Origin of the sequence: Pseudarthrobacter sp. L1SW, from assembly GCF_020809045.1 — a bacterium.
Classification (GTDB): Bacteria; Actinomycetota; Actinomycetes; order Actinomycetales; family Micrococcaceae; genus Arthrobacter.
In genome coordinates this window covers 2,818,977-2,845,036 of sequence record NZ_CP078079.1, presented here as the reverse complement: position 1 = coordinate 2,845,036, position 26,060 = coordinate 2,818,977, and the positions used below count along the sequence as shown (strand labels likewise).

At 67.7% G+C, this 26,060-nt stretch carries 21 protein-coding genes; 15 read left to right on the top strand and 6 right to left on the bottom strand.

From position 1 onward, the window contains the following. The first annotated feature begins 29 nt into the window (after nucleotides 1–29). The 5 genes from glgX to KTR40_RS13030 all read left to right on the top strand — a co-directional run bounded on the left by glgX (nucleotide 30) and on the right by KTR40_RS13030 (nucleotide 8,766). On the top strand, nucleotides 30–2,285 hold the full coding sequence (glgX, locus tag KTR40_RS13050) for a glycogen debranching protein GlgX (RefSeq protein WP_139029906.1): 2,256 nt from the start codon (nucleotides 30–32) through the stop codon (nucleotides 2,283–2,285). After that, on the top strand, nucleotides 2,282–4,609 hold the full coding sequence (treY, locus tag KTR40_RS13045) for a malto-oligosyltrehalose synthase (RefSeq protein ID WP_228403995.1): 2,328 nt from the start codon (nucleotides 2,282–2,284) through the stop codon (nucleotides 4,607–4,609). Before glgX ends, treY begins: the two co-directional genes overlap by 4 nt. Next, complete coding sequence (gene treZ / locus KTR40_RS13040) at nucleotides 4,606–6,375, top strand: malto-oligosyltrehalose trehalohydrolase (protein WP_228403994.1); 1,770 nt, start codon at nucleotides 4,606–4,608, stop codon at nucleotides 6,373–6,375. The genes treY and treZ overlap by 4 nt, the downstream gene beginning before the upstream one ends. A gap of 102 nt (nucleotides 6,376–6,477) precedes the next feature. Then, nucleotides 6,478–7,518 carry an L-glyceraldehyde 3-phosphate reductase gene (mgrA, locus tag KTR40_RS13035; protein WP_228403993.1) on the top strand — a complete coding sequence of 347 codons (1,041 nt, stop codon included), beginning with the start codon at nucleotides 6,478–6,480 and terminating at the stop codon, nucleotides 7,516–7,518. A gap of 162 nt (nucleotides 7,519–7,680) precedes the next feature. Continuing rightward, complete coding sequence (locus tag KTR40_RS13030; RefSeq protein WP_228403992.1) at nucleotides 7,681–8,766, top strand: inositol-3-phosphate synthase; 1,086 nt, start codon at nucleotides 7,681–7,683, stop codon at nucleotides 8,764–8,766. Nucleotides 8,767–9,097: 331 nt separating this feature from the next. Here KTR40_RS13030 and KTR40_RS13025 read toward each other — a convergent pair whose 3' ends face one another. The 3 genes from KTR40_RS13025 to KTR40_RS13015 all read right to left on the bottom strand — a co-directional run bounded on the left by KTR40_RS13025 (nucleotide 9,098) and on the right by KTR40_RS13015 (nucleotide 13,609). Beyond that, nucleotides 9,098–10,774, bottom strand: coding sequence for a formate--tetrahydrofolate ligase (locus KTR40_RS13025; RefSeq protein WP_228403991.1), 1,677 nt, complete (start codon nucleotides 10,772–10,774; stop codon nucleotides 9,098–9,100). Between the two features lie 51 nt (nucleotides 10,775–10,825). After that, nucleotides 10,826–12,091 (bottom strand): D-inositol-3-phosphate glycosyltransferase, encoded by a 1,266-nt coding sequence (mshA, locus tag KTR40_RS13020; RefSeq protein ID WP_139029894.1) that lies wholly within the window; start codon nucleotides 12,089–12,091, stop codon nucleotides 10,826–10,828. Nucleotides 12,092–12,166: 75 nt separating this feature from the next. Beyond that, entirely contained in the window at nucleotides 12,167–13,609 is a 1,443-nt protein-coding gene (locus KTR40_RS13015; protein WP_228403990.1) for a 6-phospho-beta-glucosidase, read from the bottom strand. A 69-nt stretch (nucleotides 13,610–13,678) separates the two neighbouring features. Here KTR40_RS13015 and KTR40_RS13010 point away from each other — a divergent pair, with 69 nt between their 5' ends. From KTR40_RS13010 to tsaD, 6 genes are read left to right on the top strand one after another with little or no spacing between them, the layout of a single operon-like run. Beyond that, on the top strand, nucleotides 13,679–14,770 hold the full coding sequence (locus KTR40_RS13010) for a carbohydrate kinase family protein (protein ID WP_139029892.1): 1,092 nt from the start codon (nucleotides 13,679–13,681) through the stop codon (nucleotides 14,768–14,770). A gap of 41 nt (nucleotides 14,771–14,811) precedes the next feature. After that, nucleotides 14,812–16,032, top strand: coding sequence for an alanine racemase (gene alr / locus KTR40_RS13005; protein WP_228403989.1), 1,221 nt, complete (start codon nucleotides 14,812–14,814; stop codon nucleotides 16,030–16,032). Next, entirely contained in the window at nucleotides 16,029–16,640 is a 612-nt protein-coding gene (tsaE, locus tag KTR40_RS13000; protein WP_228403988.1) for a tRNA (adenosine(37)-N6)-threonylcarbamoyltransferase complex ATPase subunit type 1 TsaE, read from the top strand. Before alr ends, tsaE begins: the two co-directional genes overlap by 4 nt. Then, on the top strand, nucleotides 16,640–17,311 hold the full coding sequence (gene tsaB, locus KTR40_RS12995) for a tRNA (adenosine(37)-N6)-threonylcarbamoyltransferase complex dimerization subunit type 1 TsaB (protein WP_228403987.1): 672 nt from the start codon (nucleotides 16,640–16,642) through the stop codon (nucleotides 17,309–17,311). Before tsaE ends, tsaB begins: the two co-directional genes overlap by 1 nt. Nucleotides 17,312–17,349: 38 nt before the next feature. Further along, a complete protein-coding gene (gene rimI, locus KTR40_RS12990) occupies nucleotides 17,350–17,859 on the top strand; it encodes a ribosomal protein S18-alanine N-acetyltransferase (RefSeq protein ID WP_228406143.1) in 510 nt (169 codons plus the stop codon). Beyond that, complete coding sequence (tsaD, locus tag KTR40_RS12985) at nucleotides 17,856–18,959, top strand: tRNA (adenosine(37)-N6)-threonylcarbamoyltransferase complex transferase subunit TsaD (RefSeq protein WP_228403986.1); 1,104 nt, start codon at nucleotides 17,856–17,858, stop codon at nucleotides 18,957–18,959. Before rimI ends, tsaD begins: the two co-directional genes overlap by 4 nt. 110 nt (nucleotides 18,960–19,069) lie before the next feature. Here the strand turns inward: tsaD and KTR40_RS12980 are convergent, their stop codons facing one another. Continuing rightward, entirely contained in the window at nucleotides 19,070–20,221 is a 1,152-nt protein-coding gene (locus KTR40_RS12980) for a glutamate--cysteine ligase (protein WP_228403985.1), read from the bottom strand. A 374-nt stretch (nucleotides 20,222–20,595) separates the two neighbouring features. On the opposite strand from KTR40_RS12980, the gene KTR40_RS12975 reads away from it, so the two are divergent. Both KTR40_RS12975 and KTR40_RS12970 read left to right on the top strand, forming a co-directional pair. After that, nucleotides 20,596–22,023 carry a glycoside hydrolase family 3 N-terminal domain-containing protein gene (locus KTR40_RS12975; RefSeq protein ID WP_304940898.1) on the top strand — a complete coding sequence of 476 codons (1,428 nt, stop codon included), beginning with the start codon at nucleotides 20,596–20,598 and terminating at the stop codon, nucleotides 22,021–22,023. A gap of 109 nt (nucleotides 22,024–22,132) precedes the next feature. Then, a complete protein-coding gene (locus KTR40_RS12970; RefSeq protein ID WP_139029899.1) occupies nucleotides 22,133–22,930 on the top strand; it encodes a shikimate 5-dehydrogenase in 798 nt (265 codons plus the stop codon). On the opposite strand, the gene KTR40_RS12965 is transcribed toward KTR40_RS12970, so the two are convergent. Further along, nucleotides 22,914–24,212, bottom strand: coding sequence for a class I SAM-dependent methyltransferase (locus tag KTR40_RS12965; protein ID WP_228403983.1), 1,299 nt, complete (start codon nucleotides 24,210–24,212; stop codon nucleotides 22,914–22,916). The genes KTR40_RS12970 and KTR40_RS12965 overlap by 17 nt on opposite strands. Nucleotides 24,213–24,266: 54 nt before the next feature. Here KTR40_RS12965 and KTR40_RS12960 point away from each other — a divergent pair, with 54 nt between their 5' ends. Continuing rightward, complete coding sequence (locus tag KTR40_RS12960; RefSeq protein ID WP_139029885.1) at nucleotides 24,267–24,644, top strand: hypothetical protein; 378 nt, start codon at nucleotides 24,267–24,269, stop codon at nucleotides 24,642–24,644. Here the strand turns inward: KTR40_RS12960 and KTR40_RS12955 are convergent. After that, nucleotides 24,572–25,504 (bottom strand): DMT family transporter, encoded by a 933-nt coding sequence (locus KTR40_RS12955; protein WP_139029884.1) that lies wholly within the window; start codon nucleotides 25,502–25,504, stop codon nucleotides 24,572–24,574. The genes KTR40_RS12960 and KTR40_RS12955 overlap by 73 nt on opposite strands. Nucleotides 25,505–25,728: 224 nt before the next feature. On the opposite strand from KTR40_RS12955, the gene groES reads away from it, so the two are divergent. Further along, a complete protein-coding gene (groES, locus tag KTR40_RS12950; RefSeq protein WP_003805290.1) occupies nucleotides 25,729–26,022 on the top strand; it encodes a co-chaperone GroES in 294 nt (97 codons plus the stop codon). The last annotated feature ends 38 nt before the right edge of the window (nucleotides 26,023–26,060 follow it).

Below are 26,060 nucleotides of genomic sequence, written 5' to 3'. Positions count from 1 at the left end.
TCTGCTGCCGAATCACAAAGAGGAGCATTATGGAAGTCTGGCCTGGATCGGCTTATCCCCTTGGCGCCACGTACAACGGCACCGGCACCAACTTTGCCCTGTTCAGCGAACGAGCAGAAAAGGTCGAACTTTGCCTTTTTGACGAGGAGGGCAAGGAAACCCGCATCGAACTGGACGAAGTGGACGGGTATGTGTGGCACTGCTACATCCCGCAGGTCCAGCCCGGCCAGAAGTACGGCTACCGCGTCCACGGGCCCTACGACCCCGCGTCCGGCAACCGCTTCAACCCCAACAAGCTCCTGCTGGACCCCTACGCCAAGGCTGTCCACGGCCAGGTCGACTGGGATCCGTCGCTGTTCACCTACAACCTGGGCGAGCCGGACTCGATCAACAACGAGGATTCCGCCAGCCACATGATGATGGGCGTGGTCATCAACCCGTTCTTCGACTGGGACGGCGACCAGAACCTGCGGATCCCCTACCACCAGTCGGTCATCTACGAAGCCCACGTCAAGGGCCTCACCCAGCTGCACCCGGAAATCCCCGAGGAGCAGCGCGGCACCTATGCCGGCGTGGCGCATCCCGCCGTCATCTCCCACCTGCAGAAGCTCGGCGTCACCGCCATCGAACTGATGCCGGTGCACCAGTTCGTCAACGACGGCACCCTGCAGGACAAGGGCCTGAACAACTACTGGGGCTACAACACCATTGGCTTCTTCGCGCCGCAGAACACCTACAGCTCCACCGGCGACACCGGCCAGCAGGTCCAGGACTTCAAGGCCATGGTCCGGTCCCTGCACAAGGCCGGCATCGAGGTCATCCTGGACGTGGTGTACAACCACACCGCCGAAGGCAACCACCTGGGTCCCACGCTGTCCTTCAAGGGCATCGACAACGCCGCCTACTACCGGCTGATGGAGGGCGACGAGAAGCACTACATGGACTACACCGGCACCGGTAACTCCCTGAACGTCCGCCAGCCGCACTCCCTCCAGCTGCTGATGGACTCGCTGCGCTACTGGGTCACCGAGATGCACGTGGACGGCTTCCGCTTCGACCTCGCCTCCACCTTGGCCCGTGAGTTCTATGACGTTGACAAACTGTCCACCTTCTTCGAACTCATCCAGCAGGACCCGGTAGTCTCCCAGGTCAAGCTCATCGCCGAACCCTGGGACGTGGGCCCCGGCGGCTACCAAGTGGGCAACTTCCCGCCGCAGTGGACGGAATGGAACGGCAAGTACCGCGACACCGTCCGCGACTTCTGGCGGGGCGAGCCCGCCACGCTCGGCGAATTCGCCTCCCGCATCACCGGCTCCGCGGACCTCTACGAGCACTCCGGCCGGCGCCCCGTGGCGTCCATCAACTTCGTCACCGCGCACGACGGCTTCACACTGGCGGACCTGGTGTCCTACAACGAGAAGCACAACGACGCCAACGGCGAGGGCAACAACGACGGCGAATCCCACAACCGGTCCTGGAACTGCGGTGTTGAAGGTCCCACCGATGACCCCGTAGTCCTTGGCCTGCGCGCCCGCCAGCAGCGGAACTTCATCGCCTCGCTGCTGCTGTCCCAGGGCGTCCCCATGCTCCTGCATGGCGACGAACTGGGCCGCACCCAGCAGGGCAACAACAACGGCTACTGCCAGGACTCCGAACTGACCTGGATCAACTGGGACACGGTGGACCAGCCGCTGATCGAGTTCACGTCAGCGGTCAACGCGCTGCGCGCCAAGCACCCCACCTTCCGCCGCAGCCGGTTCTTCGACGGCCGGCCCGTGCTGCGGGGCGAGGGCGAACGCCTGCCGGACATCGTATGGCTGGACCCGTCCGGCGAGACCATGAAGCCGGAAGCATGGGACAGCGGATTCGGCCGGTCCGTGGGCGTCTTCCTGAACGGGCACGGCATCCAGGGCAAGGACAGCCGCGGGCGGAGGATCACCGACGTGAACTTCCTGCTGTACTTCAACGCGCACGATGACACTGTGAAGTTCACGCTGCCATCCGACGAGTACGCCCCCGCCTGGGACGTCATTATCGACACCGCAGGGCAGAACGCGGACACCAAGCCGGTCAACGCCGGCGAGCCGCTGCCCGTGGAGGCGAAGTCCCTGGTGGTCCTGCGGGCCCACACCATCGAGGAAGTGGAACCCGACCATTCCGTGGCGGCCTCCCTCGCGGCATTGACCCAGACCGCCACCAGCGAAACCGAGTCGCTCACCGCGCCCATGGTGGCCGAGCCCGGGAAGACCACCAAGGTGGGCGCACGGAAGTCCCCCAACAAATGAGGGTTCCCGCGTCCACCTACCGCCTGCAGATCCGCAAGAGCTTCACCCTGTTCGACGCCGCGGAAAAGGTCCCTTACCTCAAGGACCTCGGCGTCGACTGGGTCTACCTCTCACCCATCCTGACCGCTGAGCAGGGCTCGGACCATGGCTATGACGTGACCGACCCCTCCGCCGTGGACCCGGAGCGGGGCGGCCCCGAAGGCCTGCTCGCCCTGTCCAGGGCTGCCCGCGAACACGGCATGGGCGTCCTGGTGGACATCGTGCCTAACCACGTGGGCGTGGCAACGCCTGCCCAGAACCCGTGGTGGTGGTCCCTGCTGAAGGAAGGGCAGGGCTCGCCCTATGCTGAAGCCTTCGACGTCGACTGGGACCTGGGCGGAGGAAAGATCCGGCTGCCGATGCTCGGCTCCGGCGAGGACCTGGACAAGCTGGAGGTCAAGGACGGGGAGCTCCACTACTACGACCACCGCTTCCCGCTCGCCGAAGGTTCCTACTCCGACGGCGATACGCCCCAGGAGGTGCACAGCCGCCAGCACTACGAGCTGATGGACTGGCGCCGCGCGGATGCCGAGCTGAACTACCGGCGTTTCTTTGCGGTCACAACTTTGGCGGGCATCCGGGTGGAACTTGCCAGCGTTTTCGAGAAGGCGCATTCCGAGGTGGGCCGGTGGTTCAAGGAAGGCCTGGTGGACGGCCTGAGGGTGGACCACCCGGACGGCCTGGCTGATCCTGCGGGCTACCTTCGCTGGCTGAAGGACCTCACCGGCGGAGCCTACGTGCTGGTGGAGAAGATCCTCGAGCCGGGCGAGGTCCTGCCGCAGGACTTCGCCACCGAGGGCACCACCGGCTATGACGCACTGGCGGATGTGGACCGGGTGTTCATTGACCCGGCCGGCCAGCAGGCGCTGGATGCCCTGGACGCTGCCCTGCGGGGCTCACCAGCTCCGGCGGATTACGCCGAGATGATCCGCGGCACCAAGCGGATGATCGCGGACGGTATCCTCCGGTCCGAGGTGCTGCGGCTGGCCCGGCTGGTGCCGGAATCCCACGGACTTTCGGTGGAGCAGGCCGCTGACGCCATTGCGGAAATCATCGCGGCCTTCCCGGTGTACCGGAGCTACCTGCCTACCGGTGCCGAGATCCTCAAGGAGGCGTGCGAGTCCGCCGCCGCCCGCCGGCCCGAGCTGGACGTTGCGGTGGGGACGCTGCTGCCGCTGCTCCTCGACCCTGCCAACCCCATCGCAGTCCGGTTCCAGCAGACCTCCGGCATGGTGATGGCCAAAGGCGTGGAGGACACTGCGTTCTACCGCTACACCCGCCTGGGCACCCTGACCGAGGTGGGCGCCGAGCCCACCGAGTTCTCGGTGTCCCCGGAGGAGTTCCACCACCGGATGCTGCGGCGCCAGCAGGAACTGCCCCTGTCCATGACCACCCTGTCCACCCACGACACCAAGCGCAGCGAGGACGCCCGGGCCCGGATCTCGGTCATCGCCGAACTTCCCCAGGAGTGGACGGACACCCTGGACACCCTCCGGGAGCTGGCCCCCGTTCCTGACGGCCCGTACGAGAACCTTCTCTGGCAGGCGATCGTCGCCGCCTGGCCGGCCAGCCGGGAACGGCTCCAGGGCTACGCGGAAAAGGCCGCCCGGGAAGCCGGCAACTCCACCACCTGGACGGACCCGAACGAGGAGTTCGAATCGCAGGTCAAGGCGGCGGTGGACGCCGTGTTCGACGACGAGCGGGTCACCAAAGTGGTGGAGGACTTCGTGGCACGGATCGATTCGCACGCCGCCTCCAATTCCGTGTCCGCCAAACTGGTCCAGCTGACCATGCCCGGCGTGCCGGATGTGTACCAGGGCAGCGAGTTCTGGGAACGGTCCCTCACGGATCCGGACAACCGGCGGCCGGTGGACTTTGCGGTCCGCCAGGAGGAGCTGGCAAAGCTCGACGGCGGAACATTGCCTGAGGCGGGTACCGAAGCCAGCAAGCTCCTGGTCACCTCCCGGGCACTCCGGCTCCGGCGCGACCGGCCCGAACTGTTCCAGGGCTACAGCCCGGCGACGGCCACAGGTCCGGCGGCCGGGCACCTGCTCGCGTTCCACCGCGGGACGGAAGGCGCGCCCGGTGCCCTGACGCTGGCCACCCGGTTGCCCGCCGGACTGGCAGCCGACGGCGGCTGGCGGGACACCGCCGTCGAACTTCCCGTTGCCATGCAGGACGCGCTCACCGGCGCCGGTTACGCAGCTGGCGCCGTTTCGGTCGCGGACGTGCTGGGTACCTACCCGGTGGCTTTGCTGGTACCGGTGGATGGAGAACAGGCATGACCCTTGTGAACAGTGGCCCCGAGCGCTTCGACGTCTGGGCTCCGGAGGCCTCTTCGGTGACCCTAGTGGCCGACGGCCGGCAGTACCCGATGCTGAAGAAGGAGACGGCGCCCGGCTCGGAAGGCTGGTGGACCGCTCCGGACGCGCCGGGCAGTGGCGAGGTGGACTACGGCTACCTGCTGGACGGGGACGGCCACCCGGTGCCGGATCCGCGCTCGCGCCGGCTGCCGGCGGGAGTACATGAACTGTCCAGGACCTTTGATCCCGCCGCCCACGCCTGGCAGGACAGCGGCTGGAAGGGGAAGGAGCTGCAGGGTTCTGTCATCTACGAACTCCACGTGGGAACCTTCACGCCAGAGGGAACCCTGGAGGCCGCAGCCGCAAAGTTGGGCTACATGGCAGACCTCGGCGTCGACTTCGTGGAACTGCTGCCGGTCAACGGCTTCAACGGAACCCACAACTGGGGGTACGACGGCGTCCAGTGGTACGCGGTCCATGAAGGTTACGGCGGGCCGGCGGCCTACCAGCAGTTCGTGGACGCGGCGCATGCTGCCAGCATTGGGGTCATCCAGGACGTTGTCTACAACCACCTCGGCCCCAGCGGCAATTACCTGCCCAGGTTCGGCCCGTACCTGAAGCAGGGCGACGCCAACACATGGGGCGACTCGGTGAACCTGGACGGCCCCGGCTCCGACGTGGTGCGCGAGTACATCCTGGACAACCTGGCGCTATGGCTCCGCGACTACCACGTGGACGGGCTTCGGTTGGACGCGGTGCACGCCCTGCGCGACGAGCGGGCCGTGCACATCCTGGAGGAATTCGGTGCCCTGGGCGACGCGGTCTCCGCCGAAACGGGCCTGCCGAAAACCCTGATCGCAGAATCGGACCTGAACAATCCGCGCCTGCTCTATCCCCGGGATGCCAACGGCTACGGACTGGACGGGCAGTGGAGCGACGATTTCCACCACGCGGTCCATGTCAGCGTCAGCGGCGAGACCACCGGGTACTACTCCGACTTCCAGTCCCTGGGGGTGCTGGCGAAGGTCCTCAAGGACGGCTTCCTGCACGACGGCAGCTACTCCAGCTTCCGGGGGCGCCACCACGGCCGGCCCATCAACGCTTCGCTGGTACACCCGGCGGCGCTGGTGGTCTGCAACCAGAACCACGACCAGATCGGCAACCGAGCCACAGGGGACAGGCTGTCCCAGTCGCTGTCCTACGGGCAGCTGGCCATTGCCGCCGTACTCACGCTGACCTCGCCCTTCACGCCGATGCTGTTCATGGGCGAGGAGTTTGCCGCCAGCACGCCTTGGCAGTTCTTCACCTCGCACCCGGAACCGGAGCTCGGCAAGGCGACTGCGGAAGGGCGCATCAAGGAGTTCGAGCGCATGGGGTGGGATCCCGCCGTCGTGCCCGATCCCCAGGATCCGGAAACCTTCCGCCGGTCCAAGCTGAACTGGGACGAGGCCGCCGGGGGCGACCACGCGCGGTTGCTGGAGCTGTACCGTTCCCTGACGGCGCTTCGCCGGGAGCACGCCGAACTTGCCGGGCTTGGCTTTGGCGGGACGGACGTGACGTACGACGACGACGCCGGCTGGCTGCGTTTCCGGCGGGGGAGCGTTGAGGTGCTGCTGAACCTGTCGGACGCCAAGGTTCGGCTGGAAAATGTCCCCGGCTCAGTCCTGCTGGTGACCGATGAGGCTACCGCCCTTGAGGGTGAAGCCCTGGCGCTGGCGCCTTGGAGTGCAGCTATTGTGAAGTCCTGACCCGCCGTTCAGGCAAGGTTACGCCGCGGGCTGTTGTCAGCCCGCGGCGTAACTTTTGCTCCTTCGGTTGTTGCCCGCGTCACAGCTGGCAGGATGGGACCTATGACTTACTCCGCGGCGGAAGACCGCTACGAATCCATGCCCTACCGCCGCGTCGGCCGCAGCGGACTCAAACTCCCGGCCATCTCCCTCGGCCTCTGGCACAACTTCGGCGACGACAAGCCCTTTGACGAACAGCGCGCCATCCTCCGCCGCGCCTTCGACCTCGGCGTGAACCACTTCGACCTCGCCAACAACTACGGCCCGCCCGCCGGATCGGCCGAGACCAACTTCGGCCGGCACCTGCGTGACGACTTCAAGCCCTACCGCGACGAACTCATCATCTCCACCAAGGCCGGCTACTACATGTGGCCTGGCCCGTTCGGGGAATGGGGCTCCCGCAAATACCTCATTTCCAGCCTGGACCAGTCCCTGCAGCGCATGGGCCTGGACTACGTGGACATCTTCTACAGCCACCGGCCGGATCCCGAGACTCCGATGGAAGAGACGATGGGCGCCCTGGACCACGCCGTCCGTTCGGGCAAGGCACTCTACGCCGGCATCTCCTCCTACACCCCGGAGCAGACGCTTGAGGCGGCCCGGATCCTGAAGGAACTCGGCACGCCGCTGCTGATCCACCAGCCCAGCTACTCCATGCTCAACCGCTGGACCGAGAACGGCACCCCCAACCTCTACGAGGCTTTGGACCAGGTGGGGGCGGGCTCCATCGCCTTCTCACCGCTTGCCCAGGGCATGTTGACGGACCGGTACCTCAGCGGCATTCCCGCCGATTCCCGGGCCGCGCAGCACAAGTCCCTGGACCAAGGCCTGATCACCGACGAGAAGCTGGACCGGGTCCGGGGCCTGCACAGGATCGCCGAGGGCCGCGGGCAGTCCCTGGCCCAGATGGCCGTCGCGTGGATCCTGCGGGACCAGCCGAAGGGCTCGCCGGTCACGTCCGCCCTGATCGGTGCCTCAAGCGTCCGGCAGTTGGAGGACACCCTGTCCGCCATCAACAATCTCGACTTCACCGCGGATGAGCTGAACGCCATCGATGAATTCGCCGTGGAATCGGACATCAACCTCTGGAAGCAGACCGTCTGACTCCGTTACGGCTGTTTCACTGAGTGGGACAGGGGAACACTCCCTTGTCCCACTCCGTTGGGTACTATGAAAAGGCGCCGCGCGGCGCCGTGCCTGCCGGCCGCCGTCGTACTTCCTCCGAAGCCGAACCGGCCGGCTGACGTTTGTCCTCAAAGGAGTTCCGTGTCTTCACATCCGATTCGTGTTGCAATCGTCGGCGTAGGAAACTGTGCCGCTTCGCTGGTCCAGGGCGTCCACTACTACAAGGACGCAGACCCCAAGGCCACGATCCCCGGCCTGATGCACGTTGAGTTCGGCCAGTACCACGTGGGTGACGTTGAGTTCGTCGCCGCGTTCGACGTCGACGGCAAGAAGGTCGGCGTTGACCTGGCCGACGCCATCCTGGCCAGCGAAAACAACACCATCAAGATCGCCGACGTGCCGCCCACCGGCATCACCGTCCAGCGCGGGCACACCCTCGACGGCCTCGGCAAGTACTACCTCGAGACCATCGAGCAGTCCACCGAAGAGCCCGTGGACGTTGTCCAGGCACTCAAGGACGCCAACGTTGACGTTATGGTCTGCTACCTGCCCGTCGGCTCGCAGGAAGCTGCAGAGTTCTACGCCCAGTGCGCCATCGACGCCGGGGTTGCCTTCGTCAACGCCCTGCCCGTGTTCATCGCCGGAACCAAGGAGTGGGCTGACAAGTTCACCGCCGCCGGCGTGCCGATCGTGGGCGACGACATCAAGAGCCAGATCGGCGCCACCATCACGCATCGCGTCATGGCCAAGCTGTTCGAAGACCGCGGTGTCACCCTGGATCGCACCTACCAGCTGAACGTCGGCGGTAACATGGACTTCAAGAACATGCTGGAGCGCGACCGGCTGGAGTCCAAGAAGATCTCGAAAACCCAGGCCGTCACGTCCAACGTGGAAGCCGAACTGGCCGCCAAGGACGTGCACATCGGCCCGTCCGACTACGTCCAGTGGCTCGATGACCGCAAGTGGGCGTTTGTACGCCTTGAGGGCCGCAACTTCGGCGACGCGCCCGTGTCGCTTGAGTACAAGCTGGAGGTCTGGGACTCACCCAACTCCGCCGGCGTGATCATCGATGCCATCCGCGCCGCCAAGATCGGCCTGGACCGCGGCATCGGCGGACCCCTGCTTTCGGCATCGAGCTACTTCATGAAGTCCCCGCCGGAGCAGTTCAACGACGACCTCGCCCGCGAAAAGGTGGAAGCCTTCATCCGCGGAGACCTCGAGCGCTAAGCGTTGAGCCCGTCTGCCCCCTTGCGACCCTCTCTCACTTAACGTCGGTTTCTGGACGATCCTCTCTCACTTAATGTGGGTATTCACGCGGCGCTCTCTCACTCTGGTGGGGGAGCGCCGCGTCGTTGCGGCCGGGTGGGCATGCCGACCCGGCCCTTGTGGCCGCACTGGCGGCGGCCGCCAGAGTCCCTGACTCGCCGGAACATGCGAGAGGATCGCCGGAAAGCCCACGTTAAGTGAGAGGGCGTCTGTGGAAAGGCCAGGTTAAGTGAGAGAGCGTCTGTGGAAAGCCCACGTTAAGTGAGAGAGCGTCGCAGGGGGCGGCGGGGCGCTAGGCGAGGCCCACGGGGTTGCCGTCGCTGTCCACGTCCATCCGCATTGCCGCCGGGGCCGCAGGCAGGCCCGGCATGGTCATGACCGCTCCGGTCAGCGCCACAATGAACCCTGCGCCGGTCTTGGGCAGGAGGTCCCGCACGTGGATGGTGAAGCCCTTGGGTGCGCCGAGGCGGGACGCGTCGTCCGTAAACGAGTACTGCGTCTTGGCCATGCACACCGGCAGCCCGCCCCACCCGTTCCGCTCAATATCCGCCAGCCGCTTCAAGGCAGGAACCGAGAAATCCACGCCGTCCGCCCCATAGATCTCCTGGGCGATGGTCCGGATCTTGTCCTCCACCGGCAGTTCCAGGGGGTACAGGTGCCGGAAGCTGTTCGGGCGGGCGGCTACCTGGGCTACAACCGCGGCAAGTTCGTCCCCGCCGTCGCCTCCGCCCCCATGCCCCCAGACATCGGCGACGGCGGCCGGAACGCCCTCCGCGGCGCACCAGGCCAGCAGCCAGTCGAGTTCCTCAGCGGAATCGGACGCGAACCTGTTGATGGCCACCACGGGCGGCACCCCGAACTTCTCCACGTTCCGGACGTGCCGGCGCAGGTTTGCCACACCGGCCTCGAGGGCGGCCAGGTCCGGCACGGTGAGCTGGTCCTTGGCCACCCCGCCCTGCATTTTCAGGGCGCGCACGGTTGCCACCACCACAACCGCTGAAGGCGCCAGGCCGGCGGTCCGGGCCTTGATGTCCATGAACTTTTCGGCGCCCAGGTCGGCGCCGAAGCCAGCTTCCGTGACCACGATGTCCGCCAGCCGCCGGGCCGTCTGGGTGGCAATCAGCGAGTTGCAGCCGTGGGCAATATTGGCGAAGGGACCGCCGTGGACAAGGGCGGGGGTGCCGGCGATGGTCTGCACCAGGTTGGGTTTGATGGCTTCCTTCAGCAGGAGCGTCAGCGCACCCTGCACGCCCAGGTCCGCAACCGTGACAGGGGCCCGGTCGAAGGTGTAGCCGAACGTGATCCGGCCCAGTCGGGAACGGAGGTCTGCCACATCAGTCGCCAGGCAGAAGACCGCCATGATTTCGGACGCCACCGTGATGTCGAAACCGTCCTGCCGCGGAATCCCCTGGGTGGGCCCGCCCAGCCCGATGACCACTTCCCGCAAGGCGCGGTCGTTCATGTCCAGGACCCGTTTGAACGTCATGCGCCGGGGGTCGATGTTGAGCTGGTTCCCCTGGTAGATGTGGTTGTCCACCAGCGCCATCAGGGCATTGTTGGCGGCCGTCACGGCGTGGAAATCGCCGGTGAAGTGGAGGTTGATTTCGTCCATCGGCAGCACCTGGGAGTAGCCGCCGCCGGTGGCGCCGCCCTTCATGCCCAGGACCGGGCCCAGCGACGGCTCGCGCAGGGCGATCATCACCTTGTGGCCCGCCCGGGCCAGGGAGTCCGCCAGCCCCACCGTGGTGGTGGACTTCCCCTCGCCGGCGGGCGTGGGGGACATTGCGGAGACCAGCACCACCTTCCCGGCCGGAGCAGGAGCCTGCAGCCGCGCGGGGTCGATCTTCGCCTTGTAGCGCCCGTACTGTTCCAGGGCGTCGGCGTTAATGCCGGCCGCAGCAGCTATTTCCTCGATGGGCCGGATCCGTGCCGCCCTGGCGATCTCCAGGTCACTTGGGGTGGAGGGCATCATTGTCCTTCTGTTTGGCGGGTACGGTCAGGTTTGCGTGGAGGGGAACAGTCATGAGGCCGGAAAGGCCTGCACCAGCCGGCTCCCCGAGTAGCGGTCGACGGCGGCATGGTAGCTTTCGAGCGTGATCGCCGCAGTGCGGGCCCATCCGGAGTTCTGGGCGCGGATGGCGGCGGCCCGCCCCATGTCTTCGCGGGTGGCGGGATCGTCGTACAGGGCCTCCAGCGCGTCCGCCCAGTCGGCGGCGTGGTGCCCGTCCACCAGCAGTCCGGTCCTGCCATGGAAGATCGCCCGTGACAGCCCGCCCACCCGGGTGGCCACCACGGGTGTGCCGCAGGCCTGCGCTTCGAGCGCCACCAGCCCGAAGGATTCGCTGAAGGAGGGCATGACCACCACGTCCGCTGCCCTGAACCAGGCCGCCAGCTCAGGTGCCTTGACCGGCGGAAGCTGCGTGACGACGTCGTCCATTTCCGCCTCGGAGACCAGGCGCCGGAGGTTGAATTCCTTGTTCCCGCTCAACGATCCGAGGATGGTAACCCGGAGGTCGATGTCCGGGCGGCGCCGCCGAAGGAGCGCGGCGGCCCTGACCAGGACCTGGGGCCCCTTCAGCCGCTGGATGCGGCCGGCGAACACAAGGTGGAACGTCCCTGGACCGATGCCGTGCTCTGCCCTGGACCTGGCCCGGAAGGCAGGCGTGAAGGTGCTGAGGTCCACGCCGGGCGGGGCGATGTCGATCCGGTCGTACGTGGCGCCGTAGTGCGACACCAGTTCTGCTGCCTCGGCGCTCGTGTTGGCGATGAGCCGGGCCGCGCCGTCAACAATGTTGTGCTCGCCCAGTTCCCGCCGCCGCGGCTCCGGCTGTTCACCTGATTCGAGCAGGAGGTTCTTGACCTTGGCCATCGTGTGCATGGTGTGGACCAGCGGCACGCCCCAGAGTGCGGACAGCTCCAGCCCCGCAATTCCCGAGACCCAGTAGTGCGAATGGATCACGTCGTAGCGCCCGTGCGGCTGGCGGCGGCGGATCTGCTCGATCTCAGCCACCATGCTGTGCAGCAGGCCCGGAAGCTCTTCCTTGGGGATCTTCTTCAGGGGCCCGGCCAGGACGTTGTGCACGCAGACGCCGGGATCCGGATGTTCGACGGCGGGCTGGTTGGCTGAGGTGGACCGGGTGAAGATCTCCACCTCAACCCCTGCCTCGGCCAGGGCTGATGCAAGTTCGCGGATGTAGACGTTCATCCCGCCGGCGTCGCCGGAGCCCGGCTGCTCCATGGGGGAGGTGTGGAGGGAGAGCAAAGCGACCCTGCGGATCAGTGCCATGGGACCTCCTTCCGGCCACCGGCGTGTCCTGGCAGCGCCGGTAGTGTGCGCATCCGATAAAACACTACTCCTCCCTCAACGCCCGCCACGGCGCCACAGGTCCCGGAGGGCCGGGAACTCCCGCTCGTAGCCCGCCAGCAGCTGCACGGCCAGCTCCCGGGAATCCACCAGGGGATGGCGCGTGAACGCCTCCAGGGCAGCGTCCCGGTTCCCGTCCGTGGCCGCCCGCACCGTCAGCCGCTCCACCTCCTTCACCCGCCGGAGCAGTGCCAGCTGCGGCTCCGGGGGAGCCTGCTGGGCCAGTGGTACGGCGCCGTTGGTGGTCACCGTGCAGGGAACTTCGACGACGGCGTCCGCCGCCAGCCCCGGAATCGCCGGTTCAGCAGTGGCTGGTTGAGCAGTGGCTGGCTGGGCGGCGGGTGGCACGGCGGCGTCCGGCCCGGGTTGCTGTGATGCGGGCAGCGAGTTGCGGGTGTTGAGTATCAGCTGGGTGTCGCCTGCACCGGACAGGGCGTGCATCGCGGCAAGGGCAACCCGCTCGTAGCCGCCGCCCGCCAAGTCCTCCTCGTCCCGCTGCCCACTTTCACTGCGGGCCTCGGCCAGGTAGCCCTCCTCGCGGGACCGGCGCGCCTCTTCCCACAGCCGGAAGGCATCGGTGCCGGCTGCGGCCAGCCGCGGATAAAGCTCCTGCTGCTGGCCGTGGATGGTCTCGCCGCGGGTACGGGACGCCGCGCGCATCGCCGTCCGCGCGGCGTCGTGCTGGTAGTAGTAATAGAGGTATTCGTTGGGCAGTGCGCCAAGGCCGGCCAGGAACGGCTGCGGGAACAGCCGGCCCTCCTCGAACGAGCCCAGCACCCGCGGGTCCTCAAGTAGCTCCGGCAGCACATCCCGCCCGGCGGACTCCAGCCGGTACAGCCAGCCCAGGTGGTTGAGCCCGTAGTAGCCCACGCCGTCGAGCCGTCCTTCCGGAAGCGCCGCGCCGGCCGCCCGTGCGGCCCGCTGCACCAGGGCCCCTGCGGAGTCGCAGATGCCGATCACCTTCCCGCCCAGCACGGGAAGCAGCGCCTCCGTGACCATTCCGGCGGGGTTGGTGAAGTTGATCAGCCAGGCATCCGGGCAATGCTCCTTCATCAGCCGGGCCAGGCGGAGCATGTGCGGGATGGTCCGCAGGGCGTAGGAAATCCCGCCGGCGCCGGTTGTTTCCTGGCCCAGCAGGCCAAGGTCCTGCGCCACTCTTTCGTCCGCAACCCGTCCCGCGGTACCGCCCGGCCGGATGGCGGCGAACACCATCCCGGCACCTGCCAGCGCCTCCACAAGGTCGGTGGTGGGATGGACGGCAAGGCGCGCACCCGGCGCTTCCGGCATGCTGCGGAGAACAGCGGTGACAGCATCGAGGCGGGCGGGGTCGACGTCGTACAGCACAAGGTCGGTGACCATCCCGGCAAAGCGGCCGGATGCCAGTGCCCGGTAGATCAGCGGCACCCGGAAACCCCCGCCGCCGGCAATAAGAAGCCGCATAACCAGCAGTCTAGGCCCGTGCCGGGCGGGCCCCTACCGGATGTCAGCGGCAGGGCGTAGTGTGCGGACATGGACGCGATCCCAGCCCGCCCGTTCGACCCCCTGGCAGCTGTCCGCCCGCCGTCCACGCCCGGATTCGATGTGCTGCTGGCCGGAACTGTCTTCCAGGACATCATTTTCACCGGCCTTCCGCACGCGCCGGAGCCCGGCACCGAAATCTGGAGCGACGGCATGGGCAGCTGCCCCGGCGGGGTTGCCAACCAGGCCATCGCTGCGGCCCGGCTGGGCCTGAAGACAGGGCTGGCGGCCGCGTTCGGGGACGACGGCTACGGGGACTTCAACTGGAAGATCCTGTCCGGCCAGGAGCATGTGGACCTCACGCTGTCGCAAAAAGTGCCCGGCTGGCACTCGCCCGTCACAGTCTCCCTCTGCGTGGAGAAGGACCGGTCCATGGTGACCCACGGCCACGCAGCCCCGATCACCTCCTCCGAGCTGATCGGGGACCCGCCCCCTGCGCTCGCAGGCATCGCGGAAGTGGGCAGGGAGATCGAGCCGTGGGCCAAGGCAGCGCACCACGCGGGGGTCAAGCTGTTCGGCGACGTCGGCTGGGACCCCAGCGGAGAATGGGCGCCCGCCCGGCTGGACAACCTGCAGTACTTCCATGCCTTCCTCCCCAACCAGCGCGAGGCCATGGCCTTCACGGGGAAGGACGATCCGTGGACCGCCCTCTACGCGCTGGCGGACCGGGTCCCGGTGGCGGTGGTGACGCTCGGCGCCCAGGGCGCGATGGCCGTGGATTCCGAGACGGGGGAAGAGGAATGGGTACCTTCGTTGCCGGTCAAGGCTTACGATCCCACCGGCGCGGGGGACTGCTTCGACGCCGCGTTCATCGTTGGCAGCCTGGCCGGCTGGCCGCTGGGCAACAGGTTGCGCTTCGCCAACCTCTGCGCCTCGCTGGCGGTGCAGGAGGTGGGCGGATCGCTGGCTGCCCCCGGCTGGGGCGACATTGCCGACTGGTGGAAGCGCGCCAACGCCCGTCCCGAACGGCAGACGAGCCAATGGCTGCGGCGCTTCGGCTTCCTCGCCGACATCATCCAGGATGTCCCGCTCGCCGCCCAGCGCCGGGCGTCGGCCACCATCGCCCACCTCTCGGACGCCTGACGGATTATTCGGCCTGAAGCGCCAGCACTAGAATCACTAGGGTGACTTACCCCGCAACAACCGGAGAATCCAGTGCTGCCCCGGGGCACGGCCCCCGATATGAACGGTCCGCCGTGATCGACCTCGACGCCATCCGGCACAACGTCCGGCGCCTGGCCGCTGCCGCGTCCCCGGCGAAAGTCATGGCCGTGGTGAAGGCTGATGCGTACGGGCACGGCGCGGTTCCGGTGGCGCGGGCCGCCCTGGAGGCAGGCGCCTCCTGGCTGGGGGTGGCCCACATATCCGAGGCGCTGGCGCTGCGCGCTGCCGGCATCGAGGCGCCGCTGCTCGCCTGGCTGCACACCACGGAAAGCAACTTTGGTGCTGCTGTGGCGGCCGGCGTCGATATTGGCTGCTCGGGCTGGGAGCTGGAAAGCGTCGTGGCCGCGGCCCGGGAACAGGAGCGCCCCGCCCGCATCCACCTGAAAGTGGACACCGGCCTGGGACGGAACGGAGCCGCCCTGGACACCTGGGACCAGCTGGTGGGCGAAGCCATGGAATACCAGGACCAGGGCCTGCTGCGGGTGGTGGGAATCTTCTCCCACCTTGCGGTTGCCGATGAGCCCGAGCGCCCCGAAACAGACCAGCAGCTGGCCACGTTCCGGGAAGTCCTCGCCGTTGCCGAGGACGCCGGCGTGGACCCGGAGGTCCGGCACCTGGCCAACACCCCGGCCACGCTCTCCCGGCCGGACACCCACTTCGACCTGGTCCGGGTGGGCCTTGGCATTTACGGTCTCTCGCCCTTCAGCGGGCAGAGCTCCGCCGAGCTGGGACTCCGACCGGCCATGACCCTGCGGACCCTGGTGTCACAGTGCAAGGGCGTGCCGGACGGCCAAGGCGTCTCCTACGGCCTCCGCTACCACACCAGCGGCCCCAGCACGCTGGGACTGATTCCGATGGGCTATGCCGACGGCGTCCCGCGGGTTGCCACCGGCGGGCCGGTGCGGGTGGCGGGCAGGACATACCCCGTGGTGGGCAGGATTGCGATGGACCAGATGGTCATCGACATGGGCGACGACGGCCCCGGCGGCGCGGACCTGCTAGGCGCGGAGGCGGAGCTGTTCGGCGACGGCGCGGACGGCGGCCCTACCGCCGATGACTGGGCGCGCGCAGCCGGAACCATCAATTACGAGATCGTCACCAGGATCAGCCCCAGGGTGCCGCGGTACTTCGTCAACGAAGAGGACCAGCGCTCCGCGTCCAGCCAGGAGACGTCCTCGTGAGCACCAACGGCGAGGCTGCCCTGCCCAACTGGGAAAAGACTTTCACAGCCACGACGGCGGAGCAGACCCATGCGCTCGCCGTCAGCCTTGCGGCGGCCCTGGAGGCCGGGGACCTGCTGGTGCTGAGCGGTGAGCTGGGTGCCGGGAAGACCACCTTCACACAGGGGCTGGGAGAAGGGCTGGGCGTCCGGGAGGGCATCATTTCCCCCACGTTCGTCCTGGTCCGCATCCACCCCAACCTGGCCGACGGTCCACGGCCCGGCGGCCCGGACCTGGTCCATGTGGACGCATACCGGTTGGGTTCCGCTGCCGAAATCGACGACATCGACCTGGAAAACACCATGGACTCCGCCGTCACGGTGGTGGAGTGGGGCCGGGACCGGGTGGAACACCTTAGCGAGAGCAGGCTGGAGATCGACCTGCACCGGGCGATCGGACTCGGAGCCGGCCTGCCCTCTGCCGGCGCGTCCTCTGCAGGGCTGCAGTCTGCTGGCCTGGACTTCGACACAGAGGACATGGACGAGCCGCGCACCATCGTCATGCGCGGGTACGGCCCGCGGTGGGCTGCCGCCCCTGAACTCGGCGCCGCCACGGAAGGGGTCCGCTGATGCTGGTCCTCGCCATTGACACCTCCGCCGTTGCCAGCGCCGCCCTGGTCTCATCCGAGGCTCCCGGGCACGTGCTGGCCAGCTTCTCCACCGAGGACACCCGCAGCCATGCCGAAGTGCTGGCCCCGGGAATCGAGGACCTGCTCGCCGGTGCCGGCGTGGCCGGGCAGGACATCGACGCCCTGGTGGTGGGTGTGGGACCCGGGCCGTTCACCGGACTGCGGTCTGGAATTGCGACCGCCCGGACCCTGGCCTTTGTCTGGGGAAGGCCCCTCTACGGGCTGGTCAGCCTGGACGCCGTGGCCCTGGAGGTGGCGGAATCCGCTGCAGCCGTCGCGGAGTTCCTGGTGGTGACCGACGCCCGCCGGAAAGAGGTCTACTGGGCGCGCTACAGCGTTGCGGACGGCCAGCTTCCGGTCCTGGAGGACGGCCCCCACGTCAGTTTCGCGGGCGAGCTGCCGGACCTGCCGGCCTTCGGCGCCGGCGCCGGCCTGTACGCGGATGCCCTGGATGCCCACCCCGGATTCACGGAGGAACAGCCGGACGCCCTGTTCCTGGGAAAGTTCGCGCTTGCCCGGCTGGCGGAAGGCAACGGGCTCCTGGACTCCACTCCGCTGTACCTCAGGGAATCCGACGCCCAGGTGCCCGGACCGAGGAAGAGGGCCCTGTGAACGCCGACCCCCGCAGCCACGGCATCACTGTCCGCGACATGACACTGGATGACATTCCCGCCGTCAGTGCCCTGGAGCAGCGGCTCTTCCCGGTGGATGCCTGGCCCCTGCAGATGTTCCTTGACGAACTGTCCCAGCCGGAAACCCGCCGCTACCTGGTGGCGCAGGGCAGTGACGGCATCGTGGGCTACGCCGGCCTGATGTGCATCGAGCCCATCGCGGACGTCCAGACCATCGCCGTCGTCCCTGAATATGAGGGGCGGGGCATCGGCACTGCGCTGCTCACCAGCCTCATCGACGAAGCCCGACGCAGGCGGGCAGCAGACGTCCTACTGGAGGTACGGGCGGACAACCCGCGTGCCCAGCAGCTGTACGTCCGCTTCGGCTTCGAACAGATCCACATCCGCCCCCGGTACTACCGCGACGGCACCGACGCCCTCATCATGCGCCTCCAGCTCGCCGGCACCCCTGCAACAGGCACCTCTGCAACAGGCACCCCAGGAACCGGCGCCGACGACGTGAATCCCAAGGAAGGAGGCCAGCCATGAACCGCTCGCAGCCACTGGTGCTGGGCATCGAATCGTCCTGCGACGAGACAGGCGTCGGCGTGGTCCGCGGAACAACGCTGCTGACCAACACCGTGTCCTCCTCGATGGACGAGCACGTCCGTTTCGGTGGCGTCATTCCCGAGATCGCCTCCCGGGCCCATCTGGACGCCTTCGTTCCCACCCTGGAGCAGGCGCTTTCCGAGGCCGGCGTCACCCTCGACGAGGTGGATGCCATCGCCGTCACCTCGGGACCCGGCCTGGCCGGGGCCCTCATGGTGGGCGTCTGCGCGGCCAAGGCCCTGGCCGTGGCCACCGGCAAACCCCTGTACGCCATCAACCACCTGGTGGCCCATGTGGGCGTGGGACTTTTGGACGGGAAGAACGCCGCCCGGCAGGGCAGCGCCGCCCCGCAGCTTCCGGACAACCTCGGCGCGCTGCTGGTCTCCGGCGGCCACACGGAAATCCTGAAAATCAACAGCATCACCGACGACGTGGTGCTCCTCGGCTCCACGATCGACGACGCCGCCGGCGAGGCCTATGACAAGGTGGCGCGGATCCTCGGCCTCGGCTACCCGGGCGGGCCCGCCATCGACAAGGTGGCCCGCACCGGCAACCCGAAATCCATCCGCTTCCCCCGCGGCCTGAGCCAGCCGAAGTACATGGGCACCGCCGAAGAGCCCGGCAAGCACCGCTACGACTGGTCCTTCAGCGGCCTCAAGACCGCGGTGGCCCGGTGCGTGGAGCAGTTCGAGGCGCGCGGCGAAGAGATTCCGGTGGCTGACATCGCCGCCGCCTTCCAGGAGGCCGTGGTGGACATCATCTCGTCCAAGGCGGTGCTGGCCTGCCGTGAGCACGGCATCAAGGACGTGCTCCTGGGCGGCGGCGTGGCGGCAAATTCCCGTCTCCGCGAGCTCACCGGCCAGCGCTGCGCCTCCGCCGGGATCCGGCTGCATGTGCCGCCGCTGGACCTTTGCACGGACAACGGCGCCATGGTGGCCGCGCTGGGCGCGCAGCTGGTGATGGCGGGAGTGGAACCCAGCGGCATCCATTTCGCACCGGACTCGTCCATGCCGGTCACGTCGGTCTCCCTGCCCGCCTGACGGCAGGGCGTCCCGCCAACCGTCGCGGGGCACTTTGGGGGCGCCGCCGTCGTAAATCACGAGGGCGGCCGGCGTGTGCGTGTTGAAGTGCCCCGATTCGGCAGGGGAAGTCAGGCGGTGGGGCCGTTGCGCATCTGCTTGACCAGGTCCAGGACCACGGCCCGTAGGTCCCCGCCGTGTTCAGCCGCCACGCGGCGCTGGCGCTGGTAGCCGGCACCTCGGCGGATGATTTTCTCCACATCAGCAAGTTCGTCGGCACAACGAAGCTTGGCAGCCACGGGCTCAAGCCGGTTCAGGGTCTCCAGCAGGTGCTCGGTGACCAGCTGCTCCTTGCCCGCGGCGTCCAGGATGATGATGGCGTCCATGCCGTAGCGGGCCGCGCGCCACTTGTTTTCCTGGATGTGCCACGGCGGCATGGTGGGGATGGTGCCGCCATTGTCCAGGATGGTGGAGAACTCGTCCACCAGGCACTGGGTGAGGGCGGCGATGGCGCCGACTTCCTCGAGCGTGGCCAGGCCGTCGCAAATGCGCATCTCGATGGTCCCCAGGTTGGGCACCGGCCGGATGTCCCAGCGGATCTCCGAGAGGGTGTCGATCACGCCGGTGGTGAACATGTCCTGGACGTAGGACTCGTATTCCTCCCATGAGCGGAACTGGAACGGCAGCCCGGCGGTGGGGAGCTGCTGGAACATCAGAGCGCGCTGCGAAGCGTAGCCCGTGTCCTCGCCGCCCCAGAACGGGCTTGATGCGGAGAGCGCCTGGAAGTGCGGGAAGTAGTTGACCAGGCCGTCCAGCACCGGCAGGGCCTTGTCGCGGCGGTCCAGCCCCACATGGACGTGCACACCGTAAATGACCATCTGCCGGCCCCACCACTGGGTGCGGTCGATCAGCTTGGCGTAGCGGGCTTTGTCCGTCACCGGCTGGAGCTGCGGCGGGCTGAACGGGTGGCTTCCCGCGCAAAAGAGCTCCACGCCCATGGGATCGGTGATTTCGCGGACGGCAGCCAGCGAGCGGCTCAGGTCTTCCTTGGCCTCAGCGGCGGTCTCGCAGATGCCGGTCACCAGCTCAACAGTGTTCAGCAGCAGTTCCTGCTTGATGTGCGGGTGCTCGTCGTCATCGTTCAGTTCCGGGTGGCGTGAGGCAACGCCGCGGAGCACCTCATTGGCAACGGATGCGAGTTCGCCTGTCCTGCCGTCCACCAGCGCGAGTTCCCATTCAACGCCCAGGGTTGACTGCCTTGAGGGGGCGAAATCGATCTTCACGCATTTCCTAACTGTCCTGTTTGCCGCTGGCTCACGCCGTCACTGACAGGCTGTTGCCGGCAGGCGAACGGGTGGTTCAAGTCTAGTGCAGGGGTAGCATCGTATTGATGGCCTTGTTCCAACACCTGCGTGACAGTCCTAACAAAACCCTCCCACTCCTGGCGGCAGCCTCTGCCGCAGTAGCCCTGGCGTCCTGCATGGCCGCACCCGGGCCCGTCCCGTCGTCGGCCCCTTCCGCTCCAGCCCCGCCCACCCCTACGGGTACCACGACGGCGCCCGCCACCTCCTCGCCGGCACCTGATCCGGGTGCCAGGCCACTGGGTTGGGGTCCCCAGCAGCGCGACGCGGACAAGGCCGCCGCCGCCGTGGCCGCGATGACCACCGAAGAGAAAGCGGGGCAGGTCCTCCTGCCGTTCTTCAAGGGCAGGGAGGTGGAGGCCCACGCTGCCGCCATCGAGCGCCTGCACCTTGCCGGGTCCATCATCATGGGCGACAACGTTCCGCTCGACCCCCAGGGCAGGATGGACGTGCCCGGCATGGCTGCGATCAACCAGCGGCTGGCCCAGGCCGCAGCCGGCCGCCCCTGGCCCGGGATCATCGCGGTGGACCAGGAAGGCGGCCAGGTTGCCAGGCTGGGGCCGCCCCTGACGGAATGGCCCACGCCCATGAGCTACGGGGCAGCCGGGAGCGCGCCGCTGGCCAAGGAGGCAGGGCAGGGGCTGGCGGCTGAGCTTGTGCCGCTGGGGTTCAACGTGGATTTCGCTCCCGATACGGACGTCACCATCGGCCCGAAGGACCCCACCATCGGTGCCAGGTCCATGTCCTCGGACCCGGGCGCTGCCGCCTCCCTCGGCGTCGCGTTCGCCCAGGGGATGCTCGCCGCTGGAGTCCTGCCGGCCGTCAAGCACTTCCCGGGGCACGGCTCGGTGGCCGTTGATTCCCACGTGGGCCTCCCCGTGCAGCCCGCGTCCGTTGCGGAACTCAGCGGCCGCGACTGGAAGCCGTTCGAGGCCGCCGTCGCCGCCGGTTCGCCGATGGTGATGACCGGACACATCGCCGTCCCGGCGCTGGAACCCGGCGTCCCGGCGTCGCTCTCGGGACCCACGTACGCGGCGCTGCGGGGCCTGGGCTTCAAAGGGGTGGCGGTGACGGACGCCCTGAACATGGGCGCGGTGACCAAGCAGTACCCCGGCGGAACGGCCGCCGTGATGGCCCTCGCCGCCGGTGCGGACCTCCTGCTCATGCCGGCCGACGTGGCGCAGGCGCATGCGGCCATTGTCCAGGCCGTTGCATCCGGCAGCCTGCCGGCTGAACGCCTGGATGAAGCCGCCCGGCGGGTGGCCACCATGATGGCGTGGCACGGCCGGACTGCTGCGGCAACCGGTGCGCCGGCGGGAAGCGGGGGATCCCTCTCAGCCCGGGTTTCGGCCGCTGCAGTCACCATGCTCTCCGGACCGTGCACCGGCCCGCTGGTGCCGGGGGCGGTGCGGGTGGCCGGCGGCGGGCCGGCGGACAGGGCCCGGTTTGAAGCTGCTGCCGGCCGGGCCGGACTGTCCGTGGGCTCCGGGCCGCTGGTCACCCTGATCGGCTACGGCGGGCGCGGGGCGGAAGGGGACATCGCCGTCGCCCTCGATGCTCCCTGGCCGCTGCAGGACTCGGCCGCTCCGGTGAAGATGGCCCTCTATGGCCGCAGCGATGGCGCCTTCGACGCCCTGGCCGCCGTCCTGGCAGGAAAGGCGCCCGCCCCCGGGAAGCTGCCCGCCGCCGTCGGAAGCTTCCCCGCGGGAACCGGCTGCCCCTAACCCAACTAAGTAGCGCTAAGTGTCGTTTTGAACCCCCAAAACGACACTTGGCGCTACCCAGTTGGGAGGGAGCGGGTTAAATGGTGGGGTGCCCATTCTGAATAAAGACATGACCCTCTGCATCTCGCTCTCGGCCCGGCCCAGCAACAACGGGACCCGCTTCCACAACCACCTGTATGAGCAGCTGAACCTTAACTGGATCTACAAGGCGTTCGCCCCCACCAACCTGGAACAGGCCATCGCCGGGGTCCGCGGGCTGGGCATCCGGGGTTGCGCCATCTCCATGCCGTACAAGGAAGATGTGATCGCCCTCGTGGACGAGATGGACCCCTCCGCCAAGGCCATCGATTCCGTGAACACCATCGTGAACACTGACGGGCACCTCAAGGCCTACAACACCGACTACACGGCAATCGAACAGCTTCTGGCCACCAACAAGGTGCCCACCGGCTACTCCGTCCTGGTCCAGGGCGCTGGCGGGATGGCCAAGGCGACCGTCGCGGCGCTGCGCGACGCCGGCTTCACCGACGTCACTGTCCTCGCGCGGAACGAAAGCACGGGCCGGGCGCTCGCCGAACAGTACGGCTTCCAATGGCGGGCAGCGCTCGACGGCGGGACGGCTGACCTGATCATCAACGTCACCCCCATCGGCATGGCCGGAGGGCCGGAGGCTGAGTCGCTCGCCTTTCCGCAGGAAGCGATCGCCGCCGCCCGCGTGGTGTTCGACGTCGTTGCGCTGCCTGCCGAGACGCCACTGGTCAAGGCAGCACGGGCGGCAGGTAAGCCGGTAATTACCGGTGCGGAAGTGGCCACCATCCAGGCGCTGGAGCAGTTTGTGCTCTACACCGGCGTCCGGCCCACGGCCGGGCAGGTGCGTGCCGCCGAGGAGTTCATGCGCGCGCAGTAGCCGTTTCTTCGCCGGCAGTGCCCTGCACCGGCTCCACCACGATGGCCACCCGGTCCTCCCCAATGCGGGTCAGGACCAGGGTGGCTGTTTTGGCCCCGGCCTTCTTGCCAGCTGCTTTCCCCCCTGCATTCTTCCCGGCTGGGTTCTTCCCTGCGGGCAGCAACTGCTTGCGCAGTTCTTCGGGTGTGACGGCGGTGCCGCGCTTCTTGATGTCCAGCACGCCGATGCCCTCCGCCTTCACCCAGGCCTTCAGCGCCTTCACGTTGTACGGCATCACGTCCAGGACCTTGTAGGCGCGCGCGAACGGGGTGTCCACCAGGCGGGGAGCGCAGATGTAGGCGATGTGCTCATCCACCAGGTGCCCGTCCAGCTGCAGTGCGACGTCGGCCACCAGGCCGGCCCGGATCACGGCGCCGTCCGGTTCGTACAGGTATCCCTCCACCGGCCCCACCGGTGCCGCTGGCCCCGCCCCAAAGTCCTCGCCGCTGGTCAGCTCGGCCGCGCCCTGGGCGCCGAGCACCAGCGCAGCCCGGCGGACTCCGGGCCGGCGCACCGCGTTGAACCACAGCGCCACCTCGGTGACGTCGCCGGCTACCGAAACCCACTGCGCCTCACAGCCGGGCGGAACGGACTCATGCGGCATGCCGGGCCCCATCTTGACGCCCACGGCCAGCCCGGACGCCGCCAGCTTCTCCACGAAGGACAACGGCGGAGAGAATGCTTCCGGGTCCCAAATCCGTTTGGTCCCCGAACTGGAGGTGACGCGGCGCGCGGGATCCAGCCAGACGCCGTCGACCCCGTCCAGCGGCACAGCCGTGGCGTCCGCGTGGACCACTGTGGCGTTGGGGAACGGAATGAGGTTCACCGTGGCGCAGGCCGCCGTCGTCTCGTCCATCTCGACGGCGGTGACGTTGATGTCCATCGATGCCAGCGCCAGCGAGTCCGCAGCGAGGCCGCAGCCGAGGTCCGCCACGTGGCGGATGCCGGCCTCGGCGAACCGTTGGGCGTGGCGGGCGGCTACGTTCAGCCGGGTTGCCTGTTCCAGCCCCGCCTGGGTGAACAGCATGCTGCGGGCGAACTCACCGAATTTCGCGGCGGCCTTGGTGCGGAGCCTGGACTGGGTGAGGACGGCGGAAACCAGTTCGGGGGAGTGGCCTGCCTTGCGGAGGGCGGAGTTCAGCTCGAAGGATTTCTCCTCCTGGTAGGGGCCCAGGGACGCCAGGAGCTCCCAGCCTTCAGGGGTGAGCAGCGGTGCAATCTGGTCCTGGGGAGCGTGAGCCATGGGTTCCAGCCTAGTGGAGGAGCGGCACGCCGCGATGCCGATAGTGTTGAAGCCATGAACCAGAGTGCAGGTCCCCAGCAGTCCCGTCAGCCCCAACCCGGGGACGGCGGGCTGGCGAGGTTTGCCCGGCCGGCACTGATCGCCAGTTCGGTGGTGGCCGTGGTGTGCCTCGCGCTCCTGGTGGTCATTTTCTTCCTGGACACCTTCAACGCCACGGTCTACTCGGTGGGCGGCAACAACATCCAGGACGACACCCAGGAGGCCCGGGATATCCGCGGGCTTTACGACGGTGCCCGGGCCGGCAGCGTCGTCTTCCTTGTCGCATCCCTGTTGACTGCCCTGGCTTCTGCCTTCCTCCTCTACCGGGGGCGGAATTCCCCGGGGGAGGCCGACGGCGGAGAGGACGTCGACTTCGACGACCTGGGCCGCTGAGGTGGCTTGCTGCCCGCACTGGTGAGCAGGACGCCTGAAATAACCAGGATGCCGCCCAGGACCTGGGGGACGGTGATGGGCTGCCCCAAGGTAATGGTGATGATGGCGGTAAACACTGCGATGAGGTTCAGGTAGTTGCCGGCGTTGGCAGCCGTGGTGCGCTTGAGGGCCAGGTTCCAGAGCAGGTAGGAACCCAGCGAGGGGAACAGGGCGATGTACGCCAGCGACCAGCCCTCCGAGGGAGTGGCCGGCAGCCCGGCTCCCGCTGCCACCGCAAAGGGGACCAGGACAACGGCCGCCATGGCCACCTGCACCGCGGTAGACGTAATCGCCGGGACGGACAGCCTGCGCGCAGTGATGGTGTAAAAACCCCAGACGGTGATGGCCGCAACGATCAGCAATTCACCGGCGTCGATGGAGAAAGTCAGCAGCCGCTGCAGGTTGCCGCCGGTGAGGACCAGCAGGACCCCTGCCAGGCCCAGGGCAACGCCCACCCAGCTCAGCGGGCCCGGCCTGTCCCGGAGCAGGATGGCGGCCAGGACCATGATCAGGGCCGGGTTCGCGGCAGTCACCAGGGAAGCGTTCAGGGCCGAGGTGTGTCCCAGTGCGCTGTAGAGCAGCAGTGTGTAGGCGCTCATGCCCAGGCAGCTCAGGAGCAGGAGCATGCGCCAGCGGCGCAGGACAGCGCGCCAGTCGGGCCGGTCAACGGCCTGGGCAAGGACCAGCAGCGGCACGGCAGCCAGGGCCCAGCGCCAGAAGGTCAACTGGAGCGGCTGCATGGTTTCCATGGCGGCCTGCCCTACAACGAAGTTGCCCGCCCAGAAGAGGGTGGCAAGGGTCAGGTACAGGGCTGCTCGCACCGGTCAAATGTACATGGATGGTGTCCGCCCGTGACGAAATGCTGGCACTCGCCTTGACCGAGTGCTAACCCTTACATAGAGTCTTCATTAGCACTCTCCCTAGGAGGGTGCTAATACATGAAGAGCTGCCAGCCAGGCTGCTGCCGGCACCGCGACGACGGTTTGCCAGCCACGGCGGAATGCTTTCCAGTCCACGAATTTGCTGACGAAAAGGAGAGGTCCGAGTGTCGGTCTCTATTAAGCCTCTTGAGGATCGTATTGTTGTCCGCCCGCTCGAAGCCGAGCAGACCACGGCTTCCGGCCTGGTCATCCCGGACTCCGCGCAGGAGAAGCCCCAGGAAGGCGAAGTTGTTGCTGTAGGCCCCGGCCGCTTCGAAGACGGCAACCGCGTTCCTGTCGACGTAGCCGTCGGCGACGTCGTTATCTACTCCAAGTACGGCGGAACCGAAGTCAAGACCGGCGGCACCGAGTACCTCGTGCTGTCCGCCCGCGACGTCCTGGCGATCGTCGTAAAGTAACTCCCCGGATCCCCGTGCCGCTGGTCTTGCATTCTGCT